Source organism: Caballeronia sp. GACF4, from assembly GCF_023631025.1.
In the GTDB taxonomy this organism is placed as follows: domain Bacteria; phylum Pseudomonadota; class Gammaproteobacteria; order Burkholderiales; family Burkholderiaceae; genus Caballeronia.
In genome coordinates this window covers 174,600-190,597 of sequence record NZ_JALQDW010000026.1, presented here as the reverse complement: position 1 = coordinate 190,597, position 15,998 = coordinate 174,600, and the positions used below count along the sequence as shown (strand labels likewise).

The window sequence follows — 15,998 nt, the reverse complement described above, 5'->3', positions numbered from 1 at the left end:
CGAAAAGCGGCGAAGCGAAGGCAGATATCGTGGTGAACCTTCAGGGCGTATCGGAAACGATGCTGTGGACGCTGTATGACCGCGCGTGCGAGGCCAGACGGCCGAACCCCGTGTTGTCCGATCCCGAGAGTTCCAGAATCTGCGCTGCGATCGATTACGACTTCGCGGGACGCTTCGGTGTCCCGGACGGCTCGTTCGCGGCACGCGCCGCCGAAATCGATCATCTGGTCTTGCGCTGGCTCGAAGATCATCCGAATGGCGTTGTCGCTTCGCTGGGCGAAGGCCTTGAAACTCAGGCACACCGTGTCGATAATGGCCGCATGAAGTGGCTCACCATCGACCTTCCTGCTGCCATCGCGTTTCGAGAGAATTTTTTGCAGCCATCTAAGCGCTTTCGTCACATTGCGGCGAGCGCGCTCGATCCGCTGTGGGCAAAAGAGATCGATTCGGACGGCGATGTGCTGGTCGTCGCTCAAGGCTTGCTGATGTACCTCGACCCGGCGGCGGTGAAGCGCCTGTTCAACGATATCGCCGCGCGCTTTCCCAAAGCCCAGATGATCTTCGATGTCATACCGCAATGGTTTTCGTCGCTGACCATGTGGGGTGTGATGAAAACGCCGTACTATCGCTTACCGCCAATGCCGTGGGGCATCGATACCAACGACATCGAAGCTTGTCTGCGCGCGTGGTCACCGGGCATCGAATCGGTGAGCTTGCTCGAATACCGCGCGCCGCGTGGCTGGCCGAGGCTCGCGGACAACTTGATCCGCATGCATCCGGGCAGCGAAAAGTATCTGCCGTGTCTGGTGCATGTGACGCTGGGTCGGTAGGATTATTTCACTTTCGCTTCGCTTCGGCGTGCAAGTCGCGGGGCGCATGACTCGACACCTGAGTCGTTTGCCAGTTCCAAACGCCTTCCCAGGCAAACCATCCTCCGTCTACCGATACTTCCTGTGCGCGTCTCCACGGGTGCTGTCGCAGTCCGCGCTGGCAATCGAACGAACCTCCCTCGCTCGTCTACCGCTTGGCCTGCAAGCCACGCAAGCCCTACCGCAAGTCCAACGCGTTCCCCATCAAGACCGCCTTTTTTGACATTCGGAACGATTCATGCTGATTGTTAAGGATCACCGAGGGTCGTGGTCAGGGGATGTCTCCTGACGCGGTGATTTCGCCGGGCAGAGAGTCGACAGACCCGCCATTGCGCGCCGCCCGTGGCAGGCCCGTCGCGGGTGCTTTTTGGCTTATGCCGAATACCTCGGGCGCCTTGCCATTGCGCTTGCAACAGACCTTCAACTGGAATCAAGGGACGACATGAACTACAAACCCATGCCTTCGGGTAATGCAGAGCAGCACCCCGCCGATAAAACCGATTCGCTGACTGACGACGAAGTCCAGGAAAAACTGGATAACGGCGACAGTGAGAAGATCGACTCGGTGCTCGACGATCTGGATGTCGCGGACAGCCCGGAGGACAAGGATCAGGCAGACAAGCCGGCTACCTAAAATACGACGTGGTAGAGCACGAGAGGCGCTCATTGAAACGCGGGCACTCGATGTCGCGAATTGTGCGGCCTTGAGCGTTGCCAAGCGTAATGCACCGGACCAAGCCGAAAATCGAGCGCAAACCGCTTGGCGGCAGCTTTGTCTTCGTGGCGGTGAGGCTTCGATGGCGTATCGAACCATCATTCGCCCCCGGTGCTCAACCAGCTCGTGCAAATAATCCCTCGCAGCCGGCGCAGAGCGCGCAAACTGCGTGTCTGCGGAAACGTTCTGCGAGCAGCGATCATGCACTCACCCATACATGGCCCACGACCTTTCGTCGAACAAAACCGGGGACTCGACCCGCGCCGGGACGATCTGTTCTTCGCGGCCGCCACCACCACGCGCACGCCCATGCTGGTGGCGGACGCACGCCTTCCCGACTACCCTATCATTTTTGCCAACGATGCCTTTCGCAAGCTCACGGGTTACACCGACGCCGAGATCTACGGCCGCAATTGCAGGTTTCTGCAAGGTCCGGACACCGACCTGACGGCGCTTGCCGATCTCCGCGTCGCGCTGAAGGAAGGCAGAGAGTTTGCCGCCGAAATCCTGAATTACCGAAAGGACAAGACGACATTCTGGAACGAGCTTTTCATTGCGCCCATCTTCACCGAAGAGAACGAACTCGTTTACTTCTTCGCATCCCAGGTCGATGTGAGCCGCAGGCACGAAGCCGAAGAAGGTCTGCATCAGGCGCGGAAAATGGAAGCGCTCGGTCAACTGGCCGGCGGCGTGGCGCACGATTTCAATAACCTGCTGCAAGTCATGGTCGGTTATGTCGATCTGCTCGACCTCAGCGTCAAGACCGATGCACGCGACGAAACCATCCTGAAGAACATCGCCAAGATTCGCGGCGCGGTCAAAACGGCGTCGTCGCTCACGCAGCAAATGCTGTTGTTCGCGCGCAAGCAGGTGCTGGTCGGGCGCACGGTGAACCTGAACGGCATCTGCGACGACTTGCTGGAACTCGCGCGTCACACGCTCGGCGACACCATTTCAATCCGCACGGAATTTGCCAGTGACTTGCGCAATTGCCAACTGGACGTCGGGCAACTCGAAATGGCCATGCTCAATATCATCCTGAATGCGCGCGACGCATTGAGCGGCCAAACCGACGCGCAAGTGCTCCTGCGCACGGATAACTTCGAACTGACGAAGGCCAATTCAACAGGCCTCGTCGATCTACCCGAAGGACGCTACGTCACGCTATCCATCACCGACAACGGCACGGGCATGACGCCGGAAGTCGCCGGCAAGGTGCTGACGCCGTTCTTTACCACCAAGGGCCGTGGCAAGGGCACGGGGCTTGGCTTGAGCATGGTGGCTTCGTTCGCGCGTCAGACAGGCGGCGCGCTCACCATATCGTCCGACTACGGCGTCGGCTCGACGCTCACGTTCTATTTCCCCTCGGTGGATGTGGCCGAGGAGGCGTCGCAAGACACCTCGCACGTGATCAGCCAAAGAGGAACCGAGAAAGTACTGATCGTGGATGACCGGCGCGACGTGGGCGAAGTCGCGCAAGCCATGCTCGACGAAATGGGCTATTCGACGAAGCTCGCGCTCAACGCAGCGGACGCGCTGGCCATTCTCGCATCCGACGAAGCATTCGATTTGCTCTTCACGGACTTCGTGATGCCGGGTGCCTTGACCGGCGCGGGACTCGCGCGCGAAGCCAAGCGTCTGAAGCCCGAACTGCGTGTACTGGTGGCGACGGGCTACGCCGAAACCATCGAGGATATCGCCGATGCAAATGGCGTGCGCTTCAAGGTCATCCACAAGCCTTATCGTCAGGCCGATCTTGCACGCGAAGTACGCCTGGTGCTGGACGACCCGCGCTGGCGATAACGGCGCCGTGCCAATCCGCTAAAACCGTTCGATCCTGCACGACCCTCTCCCACTTCAGATGCGACGCTCACGTCATGGCAGCAACGCTATCAACGTCCGGGAGTCGTCATGGCAGATCATCGGAAAGTGCAAGGCATCGAGCTCTACGACAGCCCGGCAGGCGGCTGGGGCGCGCTCAACGCCACCGCGCGCGCCGTGCGGCAGCAAATGGACGCCTTCAAGGCGCCGCTCACGCTCTTGCGCACCAATCAGCCCGACGGCTTCGACTGCCCCGGCTGCGCGTGGCCGGATAAAGAGCATCGCTCGACATTCCAGTTCTGCGAGAACGGCGCCAAGGCCGTGACTTGGGAAGCCACCAAGAAGCGCGTCCCGCCTGAATTCTTCGCCGGACACACCGTCACGTCTTTGCTTGAATGGTCCGACTACGACCTCGAAAACGAAGGCCGCCTGACGCATCCGATGGCCTACAACAAGATCACGGACAAATACGAGGCCATCGAATGGGACGCCGCGTTCAAGCGCATCGGCGAAGTCATGCGTTCGCTCGCCTCGCCGGATGAAGCCGAGTTCTACACGTCGGGGCGCGCATCGAACGAAGCAGCCTTCCTGTACCAGCTTTTCGCACGCGAATACGGCAGCAACAACTTCCCCGACTGCTCGAACATGTGCCACGAAGCGACGAGCGTCGGCTTGCCGCAATCGATCGGCATCGGCAAGGGAACGGTCTCGCTCGAAGACTTCGATCATTGCGAACTGCTCATCGCGATGGGACACAATCCCGGCACGAACCATCCTCGCATGATGGGCACGCTGTGGGAAATGGCGCGGCGCGGCGTGCCCATCATCGTGTTCAATCCGTTGCGCGAGCGCGCGCTGGAACGTTTCGCCGATCCCCAAGACGCCGTCGAAATGGCCACCATGCGTTCGACGGACATCGCCTCTTCGTACTATCAGGTGAAAGTGGGCGGAGATGCGGCGGCGCTCAAGGGCATTCAGAAGGCAATCATCGCGCTCGACGACGCCGTCGATGCCGATGGCACCGTCATCGACCATGAGTTCATCCGAGGCCACACGAACGGCTACGAAGCCTTCGTCGCCGATCTGCACGCCACCGAATGGGCCGATATCGAGAAAGCCAGCGGCCTCACGCGCGACGAACTCGAACTCGTCGCGCGCGCCTACGTGAAGTCGAACGCGACCATCGTCACGTATGGCATGGGGATTACGCAGCACAGCAAGGGCACGGCCAACGTGCATCAGATCGCCAATCTGCTGTTCATGCGCGGCAACTTCGGCAAGCCGGGCGCGGGCATCTGTCCGTTGCGCGGACATTCGAACGTGCAGGGCAATCGCACGGTCGGCATCACCGAAAAGCCGCCCGCCGACATGCTCACGCGCATGGAAGCGACTTACGGCTTCGTGCCGCCCAAGGCGCATGGGCACGACGCCGTGCGCGCGATTCAGGCCATTCTCGATGGCAAATCTAAGGCGCTGTTTTGTCTGGGCGGCAATTTCTCGGTCGCCCTGCCCGACTCGACCAAATGCTTCGCCGCCATGCGCAAGCTCGATCTTGCCGTGCACATCAACACCAAGCTCAATCGCAATCACCTTCTCACGGGCAAGGAATCGTTCATCTTCCCTTGTCTCGGGCGCACGGAGATGGACGAGCAGGCGAGCGGCGCGCAAGCCGTGACCGTCGAGGATTCGATGTCGATGGTGCATGCCTCGCGCGGCAAGCTGCCGCCCGCGTCGCCTTCGTTGCGCTCGGAGCCTGCGATCATCGCGGGCATTGCGCAGGCGACGCTCTTGCATAGCAAAGTGCGCTGGCTCGACATGATTGCCGACTACGACCGCATCCGCGATGGCATCGAAGCCGTATTCTCAGGCTTCGAGCGCTTTAACGAGCGGATTCGCATACCGGGCGGTTTCCGCCTGCCCTTGCCGCCGACCGAACGCGTGTGGACGACGCCATCGGGCAAAGCGGAGTTCATCACCTTTGGCGGACTGAACGAAGAGAACGCGCTCGAAGCCGACGACGTGCTCAAGCTCACGACCTTGCGCAGCCACGACCAATACAACACGACGATCTACGGACTCGACGACCGCTATCGCGGCGTGTTCGGCCGTCGCGATGTGATCTTCATGAACGAAGCGGACATGGCCGTGCAGCAGCTCGAACATGGAGATGTCGTCGATGTCGAAACGGCCCTGCCTGGCCATGCCAACGATGGCACGCAGAAGCTCGCGGGCTTCACGGTCATCGCGTACAAGATCGCTCGCGGCTCCATCGGGGCTTATTATCCCGAGGCGAACGTGCTGGTGCCGCTCGACTACATCGACAAGGAAAGCGGCACACCATCGTACAAGTCGGTGCCTGTGCGCATAGCGAAAGCAGCGGCCGCCTAATCCGATGCCTGCGTCCCGAAGCCCGCCGACAAGCCGCTCGCCCGCAGCACGCGCGCCTGCACCGCGCTCTCGACGACACTCTTGCCGCCCGCGCTCGCGATCGTGAGAAAACGCCGCGCCCGAGTAATGCCGGTATAGACCAGCTCGCGCGTCAGCACGGGGCTCAAGCGCTCGGGCAGCACGAGCGCCGCATGCGTGAACTCGGAGCCTTGCGACTTGTGCACCGTGAGCGCGAAGACGGTCTCCACGGCTTGCAGACGGCTTGGCAGCACCCAGCGAATGCGTTCGCTGCCATCGCCCGCGGCGAAGGCTACGCGCAGGCTCCAGGTGCCATCGTGCACCGGCAAGGCAAGCGTGATGCCGATATCGCCGTTCATGAGCCCAAGCTCGTAATCGTTGCGCGTCACGAGCACCGGGCGGCCGAGATACCACTCCGCGTTCGCGGCAATCAAGCCTTCCTCGTGCAGCATGCGTGCAATGCGCTTGTTCAGCCCTTCCACGCCCCACGCACCGCGACGCAGCGCGCACAGCAACTGAAATGCGTCGTGAGCGTGAAGCACCGCGCGCGCCCATGCGTCGAAGGCGGCGGCGTCGGCGTCGTGGGCGGGCTGCCGCTCGCGCATCGTTTGCAGATAGTGACGATAACCCTGGCGCTCCGGTACTTCGCTGGCGTGCCCCGCCGTGCCTTCCACGGCGAGCGCCTTCAGTACCGCGTCGCTATCCGGCGGACATTCGACGAAGGCGAGATCGTCGTGGCCATGCGACCAGACTTTCTGGACTTCGAGCGCATCGCCCTTGTTGACCGCATCGGCGAGTTGCCCGATACCGCTCGCCGCCGAGAAGCGATGACTCACCCGCAGCATCGCGATGGACTGGTCGAGCGCGCTGCCGTTCGCATCGATGAATTCGCCGTCTATATGCTCGCCCGTCGCCGCTTCGATCCACGCTTGCGTTGCGGGCGTGTAATGCGCCTTGGATGCGCGTCTGCACAATTCGCCGAGTACCGCGCCCGCTTCGACGGACGCAAGCTGGTCCTTGTCGCCGAGCAGGATCAGGCGCGCGTCCGGCGGCAGCGCGGCGAGCACGGCGTTCATCATCTCCAGATCGACCATGGAGGCTTCGTCGATCACGAGGACATCGAGCGACAGCAAATTCTCCGCATGATGCCGAAAGCGCCGCGAATCCGGCACCGTTCCGAGCAAGCGATGCAACGTGGTCACGGCGACGGGGATCGCCGCGCGGATGTCGGCGCCGTTCGCGAAGGCATCGAGCGGCAGTCGCGCGACCGCGCCCGCGATCGATTCGTTCAGACGCGCGGCGGCCTTCCCCGTTGGTGCGGCGAGGCGAATGCGCAACGCGCGCGCGTCGCCGCCCGTGGCAAGCGCCTGTGCCTGCAATAACGCCAGTAGCTTGACGACGGTCGTGGTCTTGCCCGTGCCCGGCCCGCCCGTCACGATGCTGAAGGCGCTTTTGGCGGCGAGCGCGCAGGCGATCTTCTGCCAGTCGGTCGCCGCCGATGCGGAGGAAAACAGCGTGTCGAGCGCGGCACGCAACGCGGCTGCATCGGGCGCGTTCGCGGAGGCATCGAGCCGTTCGCGAATGGCGCGGCACACGTCCTGTTCGTAGCGCCAGTAGCGCCGCAGATAAAGCCGCGTGCCGGTGAACACGAGCGGCGTCGCACCCGCGCCATGGCCGACGAGCGCGGCATGCGCCAGCGCTTCCTGCCAGCACGCGAGTGTCACGCCTTCGAGCACTTTGGATGGCAGCAGGTCTTTTTCCTCGTCGTCGCTCGCGTCCGGGTCGAGATGGCCATCGGGCGGCAACGAGAGCACGAAGCCGGGATCGGCCAGCGTCGCGGCGAGATCGAGGCAGGCGTGTCCGCGTCCGAGTTGATGGCTCGCCAAAGCCGCCGCGAGGATCAGCAGACCGTGCGCGTCGGCGGCTTCGCGGGCGAGGAAACGGGCGAATGCGGCATCGACTTCACGCAGCCATCCACGCTTTACCCAGGCATCGAGCAGATGCGCGGTGTCTTCGGTCGTATCGAAGACGGATTGCGTGGGTTCGCTCTCTTCGAAGGAAAATTCGGCTTGCGTGCCGGACGGCAAAAGGCTCATTCCCACTCCGTTTCTGCGATGACAGCGCGGGCCTCGCCCATGAACAACGCGTCGAGTTGCTCGATCAGCGCGCGTGGCGGACGTTCGGCGTAGAGACCTTGAGTCGGGGCGTCGAGGCCGCGCACGAAGAGATAAACCGCGCCGCCGATATGCTCGTCGTAGTCGTAATCCGGCTGACGCGCCTTGAGCAGCCGATGCAACGCAAGCGTGTAAAGCACGAACTGCAGGTCGTACCGCGAGCGCAGCATCTGCGCGCGAATGCGCTCGGTCGTGTAGGCCGAATCGTCCGGACCGAGCCAGTTCGACTTATAGTCCGCCACGTAATAGCGCCCTTCGTGCTCGAACACGAGGTCCATGAAGCCCTTCAGCATGCCGTTGAGTTGCGCGTGTTCGAGCGTGGGCCGCGCGGCGCCGCCGGCCGTATGCGCGCACACGAGCCGGTCGACGGCGGTCGTGTCGACGTGCCGCGCCTCGAACCAGAACTCCATTTCGGCGAGCGACGTGTCGAGGTCCGCCAGCGCAATGGCAGTCGCCCGCATGCCGTGCGCGGCCTTCACGACGAAACGCGTCGATACGATCTTCAAGATCCACGCGGTGAGCGGCGCGATCCAGCGCTCCCAGCCACGCACGGCGCAGCGCCGCGCGACGAGTTCGCGTAACGCGGAGGGGTCGTCGGCGGTGTGTTGGAAGCCTTGTTGCGCGGCCCATTCGAGCAAGTCGTGCAAGAAGCTGCCTTGCTCCGAGCCACGCGGAAAGTCATGCAGCGTGCGTCCGGACGATGACACCGCGCGCGGTGCATCGGCGTCTTCTTCCTGCGACGCTTCGCTTTGCGCATCGCGCGTTTCGATGAAGACGTCTTCGACCGGCGTATCCGGCGCGGCATGCGTGCCGCTCGACGTCTTGAGACTCGAAAAGCTCGCAATCCACCAGGCTTCGCGCACCACGCGCACCGACTTGCGGGCGTCGCTGGCGAGCGCGGTTTCGGCACGCGCGGCAAGGCGCTCGGCGCGAGCCTCGGGCGCGGGCAAAACCGCGATATTCGCCGATGCCCCGAACACATCGCTCAGCCGGTCGAATAATTCGGCCGGGACGACAGGCTCCCGCCCGCCCGTCAAATAACCGATGGCGCTGCGTTCGAGCGCTTCGAGCGGCGCCATGCCGATCCACGTCGCATAGCGCGCGCGCGTCAGCGCCACGTAGAACTTGCGCAGGTCTTCCCCGAGGCGTTCGTCGTCGGCCTTGACGAGGATGTCTTCGTCGCCGTCGAGCGTAACGTTGAGCTCGCCGGTTTCATCGTGCCATTTCAAGGGCAGATCCTTCGGCGTCACCGCACGATGCGCGCACGCAAAAGGCAGAAACACGAGCGGATACTCCAGCCCCTTCGACTTGTGGATGGTCACCACCTTGACGAGATCGCCGTCGCTTTCCAGACGCATCTGGCGCGCATCGCCGCCGCTGCCTTCGAGCGCCGCCTCGTGTTCTTCCACCAGATGCCGGATCAACCCGTGCTCGCCTTCGATCAGCACGCTTGCCTGTTGCAGCAGTTCGGCCAGATGCAGCAGGTCGGTCAGCACGCGCTCGCCGTTGCCGGCTTGCAGTTCGAAAAGACGCGCGGGCACGTCGAAGTCGTTGAGAAGGCGCCGCAGCATCGGCAAGACGCCCTGACGCCGCCAGCTTTCGCGATAGCCGCGAAATTGCAGCACGCACGCTTCCCATTGCGTTTCGTTGCTGAAGAGCGCGTCGAGTTCGCCGAAGTCGAGTCCGAGCGTCGGCGTGGAAAGCGCGGCGCGCACGAGGCGTCCGTCTTCCGGTTCGGCGCAGGCGGCAAGCCAATGCACGAGTTCGCCCGCCTGGTCACTCGCGAATACCGAGTCCTTGTCTGACAGATACACCGAACGCACGCCGCGCGCGCGCAACTCCCGCCGGATGGCTTCGGCTTCGGTGCGGTTGTTGACGAGCACGGCGAGATCGGCGGGAGAGAGCGAACGGCGGCCACGCGATCCCTCGAAGCCCGCTTCGCCGCGCTGCCCAAGGTTGAGCAAACGCACAATTTCGCTTGCGCAGCCCGGCGCCATCCGCTGAATGTAGGCGGTCTTGCTCGTCGGCTTGCCGTCGTCGCTGGGCGGCAGGCACCAGACGGTGAGCGCGCGTGGCGTTTCGCCATCGATGACGAACGCATCGTCGCGGCCTTGCGCGCTCACGTTGATGAACGGCACCGGGTTGTCGTCGCCGCTGCGAAACAGGAACGCGCCTTCGCCGTCCGCGCGCGCTTCGGCCATGTCGAAGCAATGGTTGGCGGCATCGACCATGGCGGCCGTCGAGCGGAAGTTCTTCGCGAGCGTGAAGAGTTGCGTGCCCGGCGCGCGGCGCGCGGCGAGATACGTGTAGATGTCCGCGCCGCGGAAAGCGTAGATGGCCTGCTTCGGGTCGCCGATCATGATGAGCGCCTGTCCCGCGTCTTGCGCGTGATAGACGGCATCGAAGATACGGTACTGGACGGGATCGGTATCCTGGAACTCGTCGATCAGCGCGACCGGAAACTGATGACGAATGACTTCGGCTAGACGCGCGCCGTTCGCGCCATGCAACGCGGCATCGAGCCGCGCGAGCAGATCGTCGAAGCCCATTTGCGCGCGCCGTGCCTGTTCGCCCGCAAAGCGTTCCGCGACCCAACGCGCCGCGTGCGTGAGAATCTCGGTGCGGCTCGCTTCGAGTGCGATGAGATCGGCCTGCAAGGTCAGCATGGCTTCGAAGGCTTCATGCGACGGCGGCTCGCCTTCGCAATGCTCCGCGAGCGCGGTGGGCGTCAGCCGTGACCACGCGGTGCTCGTCAGATCGGGCATGAGCGCGTGCGGGTCGTGCGCCCATTCGACGAGCGTCCTGAGCCAGCGGTCGCAATCGCTTTTGCCGTAACTGCGCGGCTTGAACCGCTTGGCAAGCCGCGCCTGATCGATCAACTCGCCCATGATCTCGGGCCACGTCTTCCACGGCTCCTTGATCTGCGCGAGACGCAAGGCGCGCGCATCGAGCACATCGGCGGGAGCTTGCGCATCGGGCAAACGCTCGGCTAGGTCGATGAGATTGCGCAGCGTCTTTTGCAACTCGCGCGGACCGGATACCCACGTGGCCACCGTTTCCGCGCGGCGTTCGTCGAGCGGCGCTAAAAACGTGCGCCAGTAATCTCGCACGACTTGCGCCAGCAGATCGCTTTGATCGGTTTCGAGCGTCTGGTCGAAGAGGCTGTCGCTATCGAACGCATGCTCGCGCAGCATGCGGTTGCACCACGCGTGAATGGTCGACACCGCCGCCTCGTCCATCCATTCGGCCGCGAGTTGGAGCCGGCGCGCGCAGGCAGGCCACGCTTCGGGCTCGTATTCTTCGCGCAATGCGTGCAGCAGGTCTTCGTCGCCAGGGTCGAGCGCTTCGATCTCGTTTGCGTCTTGCTGGAAGTAGCGCGCCGCTTCGGTCAGACGCGCGCGGATACGGCCGCGCAGTTCCTTGGTCGCGGCATCGGTGAAGGTGACGACGAGGATCTCGGGCGGCGTGAGCGGGCGCGCCGCGTCGTTGCCGGGATCGTGGCCGAGCACGAGCCGCACATACAGCATAGCGATGGTGAAAGTCTTGCCCGTGCCCGCGCTCGCCTCGATCAGACTGCGCCCCGCAAGCGGAAAACGCAGTGGATCGAGCGGCTGGACGGTCTGCGAATCGAATGCGTTCATGCCTTGGCAGCCTTCTCTTTCTTGACCACGGTGGAGACGAGCGGGTCGAGCAGATGCTCCGCCAGTTCCGCGAATTCGCCGCTTGCCGCGAGCGCGGCGAAGTGGGGATACGCACGCAGCAGCGAGGCATTTTTCTGCACTTCGCCCTTGTTGTAGTCGTCGCCTTCGTACTTGCGGCGCGCGGCGCCGTGCGCTTCGGCGGCCTCGCTGCGATGTTTGAAAAGCCACTCGAGCGCGGATTCCAGCGCGAACGGCAGCGGCCGCGTCATGCCGCGCTCCCAGACCTGCAGAAGCGTGGTCATATGTCGCCGCGCCACGCTCGCCTCGAGCGGCGCGAACTCGACGACACCCTTCTTGCTGACGATCACGGTCGTTACCTCGCGTCCAGCGAGATTCGCCGCGAGGTGTTCCACCCATGCGCTTGTGAGCCTTGCATACCTATACGCCTTGCCCGAAACGAGTTCGCGCGTTTCCATGATGAGGCGTGCCTCGCGGCCATCGGCGTCGGCGCGCCAGTTGCCGAGCCAATCCGCGAGCGCGAGCGTCTGCGTCGCGCCTTCGGTCGTGAAGCGCACTTCGCGATCGCGCTCCATAGCCACCGGCCAGCGCTCGACCTCCTTGCGCCACGCTTCGAAGAGCTTGTCCATCGGTTCGAGCAGCTTGCCGCTCGCGATGTCGCCGAAGCCGCCCGTCGCCAGGTCGCCACGGCGGCGGATCATCGCCATGCGGGTTTCGCGGGCTTCTTCCAGCGCGCCTTCTTGCAACGCGCCCATTTCGTTCAATATCGATGCCTGCGCGCGGATCAGTTCGTCCTGAAGCTTCCAGATGGCGAGCGCATCGAGCTCGAAAGGCTCGTCGTCCTCGCTCGCCATCTGCTCCACTTCGAACGACACGCGCAGACGTTGCCGGAAGAACTGGCGCACCGGATTCTTCAGAAAGTCGGCGAGTTCGCGCAGCGTGAGCGGCTCTTCGCGCACGAGCGGCGCGAGCGTTGCAAGCGGCGTGTCATCGGATTGGGCGTGCCCCGGTCGGCCCGACGCCCGCCATTCGGCCGCATAGGTAAAGAGCGGCGATGCCTCGTCGTCCGCGTTGAAGTAATCCGCGCTGAACGGTTGCAGGCGATGCTCCACGGTCAGCGCATTCACGAGCGATGCGTCTTCGTCGAAGAGACGCCAGCCTTGCGCCAGATGATCGCGCAGTTGCCCGATCAGCACCGAGGGCGGCCGCTCGCTGTTGTCGTTGATGCTGCGCCCGACCCACGAAACATACAGATAATCGCGCGCCGACAACACCGCTTCGAGCAGCAGATAACGGTCGTCCTCGCGACGCGAGCGGTCGCCCGGCCGGTAGTAGCCGCGCATCAGGTCGAAGTCCATCGGCACGCGCGCGCGCGGATAGTCGCCGTCGTTCATGCCGAGCAGGCAGACGTGACGGAACGGAATGGCGCGCATCGGCATGAGGGTCGCGAAGGTCACCGCACCCGCGAAGAAGCGCTGCGACAGCGCGCCCTGGTCGAGTTGCGAAAGCCAGTAGTCGCCGACGACGGAAAGCGGCAATTCATCGTCGAGGCCCGCTTCGTTGCAGGTGTCGAGCCAGTCCTGCAGCACGTTGTCGAGACGCGCGAACGTGTAGGCGTCTTCGGCGTCGTCGCTCTCGAAGAACGCGACGCGCAGCGCGCGCAGGCGTTCGCACCAGACAGGCACGGTGGCCGGCTCGCGCAGACTGCGCCAGGTGTGATCGAGCGCATCCAGAAGGCGCACGAGCGGCCCGAGCAACGCGGCATCAAGGCCGCCGACTTCGCCGAACGGTTCGATGTCGTTCCACGCTTGCGCATCGCTACCGACGGCGTAGCCGAGCAGCATGCGGCGCAACCCGAACGCCCACGTATGCGGCGCGGCGCTTGCCTGATCGCGCGGCAAGCCGAGACTCGCGCGCTGTTCGGCATGCAGACCCCAGCGCACGTTGGCGCCGCGAATCCACGAACGCAGACGCGGCAAATCGCTTTCCTCCATGCCGAAACGGCGGCGCAACGCGGGCACGTCGAGCAGATCGAGCAGATCGCTCACCGCGAAGCGCGATTGCGGCAGGCCGAGCAACGCCTCGAGCGCGCCGAGCAGCGGATCGGCGGCGCGCTGTCCGCGATCGGCCACGCTGAATGGAATGTAGCGCGGATCGCTGCGCTCGAAGAGACCGAACACCGCCTGAATATGCGGCGCGTAGGTTTCGATATCCGGCACCATCACGATGATGTCGCGCGGCCTCAATTGCGGGTCCGCATTGAACGCGGCGAGCAACTGATCGTGCAGGATCTCGACCTCGCGCTGCGGGCTATGCGCGATATGAAAGCGTATCGACGTATCGAACTCCGGGTCTACTTCGGGCCAGTGGTCGCGGCTTTCCCGCACCGGCCGAAGGTCGCGGATATCGTCCTGCAACTGCTGCAGCATGGTGTCGGCTTCGCGCTCTTCGAAGAGATCGATACGCTGCCCGATACTCGCGAATTGCGGGCTATAGCTCTCGCGCGCCTCGGCGCTGTCGAATTCGTCCAGCAAGCCGATGAAGTCGCGTCCCTGCTTGCCCCACGACGCAAGCAGCGGATGCGCATGCAGATGCAACTGTTCCGGCTGCAATTCGGCGGGCGCGCCTTCGCGACGCGTCTGCCGCGCGTGCGAGGCGCGCAGCAACTCCTTGTCGGGCACGATGTCGGCCCAGTAATGCGCGCACGGATTCGGCACGCACATGAGCACCTGCGACCAGCGCGACAACGCCGCCAGCGCTTCCAAGGACTGACGCGGCAGACTCGATATGCCGAACACCACGATGCGGCGCGGCAAGCCCGCCGGCCGCTTGCCTTCCGGCCAGCTCGCTGCGCGCTGCATGAAGGCCTCGTGGACCGCCGCGCGGCCGCCGAGCGACGAGATTTCGTTGGGATTGTCGTGCGGGCTCTGTTCGACATCGGCCAGCAGCGCGCGCCAGAGCGCCGCCTGCCAACGCTGTTCGGCGGGTAGCGCATGCGCCTGCCCGCGCGCGTCGATCACGACATCCTCGCCCGAGGCCCACTTCGCGAGCCAGTCCGCGCGATACATCTGATACTGATCGAACAGATCGGCAATGCGCTCGGCCAGTTGAAAGCGCTTGCGGCGATCGTCGTCATGACGGATGAAGCGCCGCAGCGGTTCGAATTCCTCGCGCCCGACGAGCGCGGGCACCACGCGCATGAGCCGCCAGACGACGCGCGCCTTGTCGAACGGCGAGACTTCCGCGACCGCGTCCGCGCCCAGCACCGCGCGATACGCTTGCCAAATGAAGCGCGAAGGCAGGCTGATATCGAGCGCGGCGGCGATACCGCAACCGCCCTCGCCGCTCGCGGCATCGACATGCGCGGCGAGCGCCAGCTTGAGCCACTGCGCGATACCGTTGCTTTGCACGAGGATGATCTCGTTTTCCAACGGGGCGAGCGGATAGCGCTTCATCCACTCGACGAGCAGATCGCGCAGCCGCTCGGAGCGGTTGCCGTGGATGAGCATGAGCCCCGGCGACAGCGAATTCGGCTTCAAAAAAGGCTCCGTGAAGAGTTCGACGGCGACAAGACATCGATTCTAAGCGACGCAGCCAGCGGCCCGCGCGCATGGGTAACCTACAAACCGTCGTCACGCGGCTTGCGCCCGCACAGCGCGGGCGCGTCGCTTAACCGTTATGCTTGCAAAAAAGAACGCTGTGACAACGGAGACGACATCTCATGCTGACGATCTGGGGCCGGGCCAACTCGGTCAACGTACACAAAGTGCTATGGTGCTGCGACGAACTCGGGCTCGCTTACGAGCGCATCGACGCGGGGCTGCAATTCGGGCGCAACAACGAACCCGACTATCTCGCGATGAATCCGACCGGCCGCGTCCCCACGCTCGTCGACGACGACTTCGTGTTGTGGGAATCGAATTCCATCATTCGCTATCTCGCGATGCAGTACGGGCAGAATCAGGCGCTCTATCCGGCGGAACCGAAGGTGCGAGCGAGCGTGGACCGCTGGCTGGACTGGGCGCTTTCCACGCTGCAACCCGCCGAGCGGCCCGTGTCCTGGGGCTACGTGCGCACGCCCGCAGCCGAGCGCGACCCCGCTCAACTCGATAGCGCCGCGCGCGAAGTCGAGAAACTCTGGCGCATGGTCGACGCGCATCTCGAAGGGCGCGAGTATTTCGAAGGCAGTACCTTCACACTCGCGGATATCGTCATCGCGGCGTATGCGCGGCGCTGGTTCGGAATCGCGGAACTTGCGCGCCCGACGCTGCCGGAGCTCGAACGCTGGTATGGGCAACAGGCTTCGCGCGACGGCTTCCGGCGCCATGTCTCGGCGCCGCTGACCTGAACTTCC

General features: G+C 63.9%; 8 protein-coding genes. 5 read left to right on the top strand and 3 right to left on the bottom strand.

What is annotated here, in order from left to right; genetic code table 11:
* The first annotated feature begins 29 nt into the window (after window positions 1-29).
* From NCR40_RS24760 to NCR40_RS24745, 4 genes are all read left to right on the top strand, one after another.
* Window positions 30-830, top strand: a complete 801-nt coding sequence (locus tag NCR40_RS24760) for a class I SAM-dependent methyltransferase (protein ID WP_250510958.1) — start codon at window positions 30-32, stop codon at window positions 828-830.
* A gap of 481 nt (window positions 831-1,311) precedes the next feature.
* Entirely contained in the window at window positions 1,312-1,503 is a 192-nt protein-coding gene (locus tag NCR40_RS24755; RefSeq protein ID WP_250510957.1) for a hypothetical protein, read from the top strand.
* Between the two features lie 282 nt (window positions 1,504-1,785).
* A complete protein-coding gene (locus NCR40_RS24750) occupies window positions 1,786-3,387 on the top strand; it encodes a histidine kinase famiy protein (RefSeq protein ID WP_250494479.1) in 1,602 nt (533 codons plus the stop codon).
* Window positions 3,388-3,495: 108 nt separating this feature from the next.
* On the top strand, window positions 3,496-5,793 hold the full coding sequence (locus tag NCR40_RS24745) for an FdhF/YdeP family oxidoreductase (protein WP_250469209.1): 2,298 nt from the start codon (window positions 3,496-3,498) through the stop codon (window positions 5,791-5,793).
* Here the strand turns inward: NCR40_RS24745 and recD are convergent.
* The 3 genes from recD to recC are packed head-to-tail and all read right to left on the bottom strand — an operon-like array spanning window position 5,790 to window position 15,183.
* Complete coding sequence (recD, locus tag NCR40_RS24740) at window positions 5,790-7,907, bottom strand: exodeoxyribonuclease V subunit alpha (RefSeq protein ID WP_250510956.1); 2,118 nt, start codon at window positions 7,905-7,907, stop codon at window positions 5,790-5,792. The two genes, NCR40_RS24745 and recD, sit on opposite strands and share 4 nt — an antisense overlap.
* A complete protein-coding gene (gene recB / locus NCR40_RS24735; protein ID WP_250510955.1) occupies window positions 7,904-11,626 on the bottom strand; it encodes an exodeoxyribonuclease V subunit beta in 3,723 nt (1,240 codons plus the stop codon). The genes recD and recB overlap by 4 nt, the downstream gene beginning before the upstream one ends.
* The gene (gene recC / locus NCR40_RS24730) at window positions 11,623-15,183 is read right to left on the bottom strand and encodes an exodeoxyribonuclease V subunit gamma (RefSeq protein ID WP_250510954.1); all 3,561 of its coding nucleotides are present in this window, start codon (window positions 15,181-15,183) and stop codon (window positions 11,623-11,625) included. The genes recB and recC overlap by 4 nt, the downstream gene beginning before the upstream one ends.
* 182 nt (window positions 15,184-15,365) lie before the next feature.
* On the opposite strand from recC, the gene NCR40_RS24725 reads away from it, so the two are divergent.
* On the top strand, window positions 15,366-15,992 hold the full coding sequence (locus NCR40_RS24725; protein ID WP_250510953.1) for a glutathione S-transferase family protein: 627 nt from the start codon (window positions 15,366-15,368) through the stop codon (window positions 15,990-15,992).
* The last annotated feature ends 6 nt before the right edge of the window (window positions 15,993-15,998 follow it).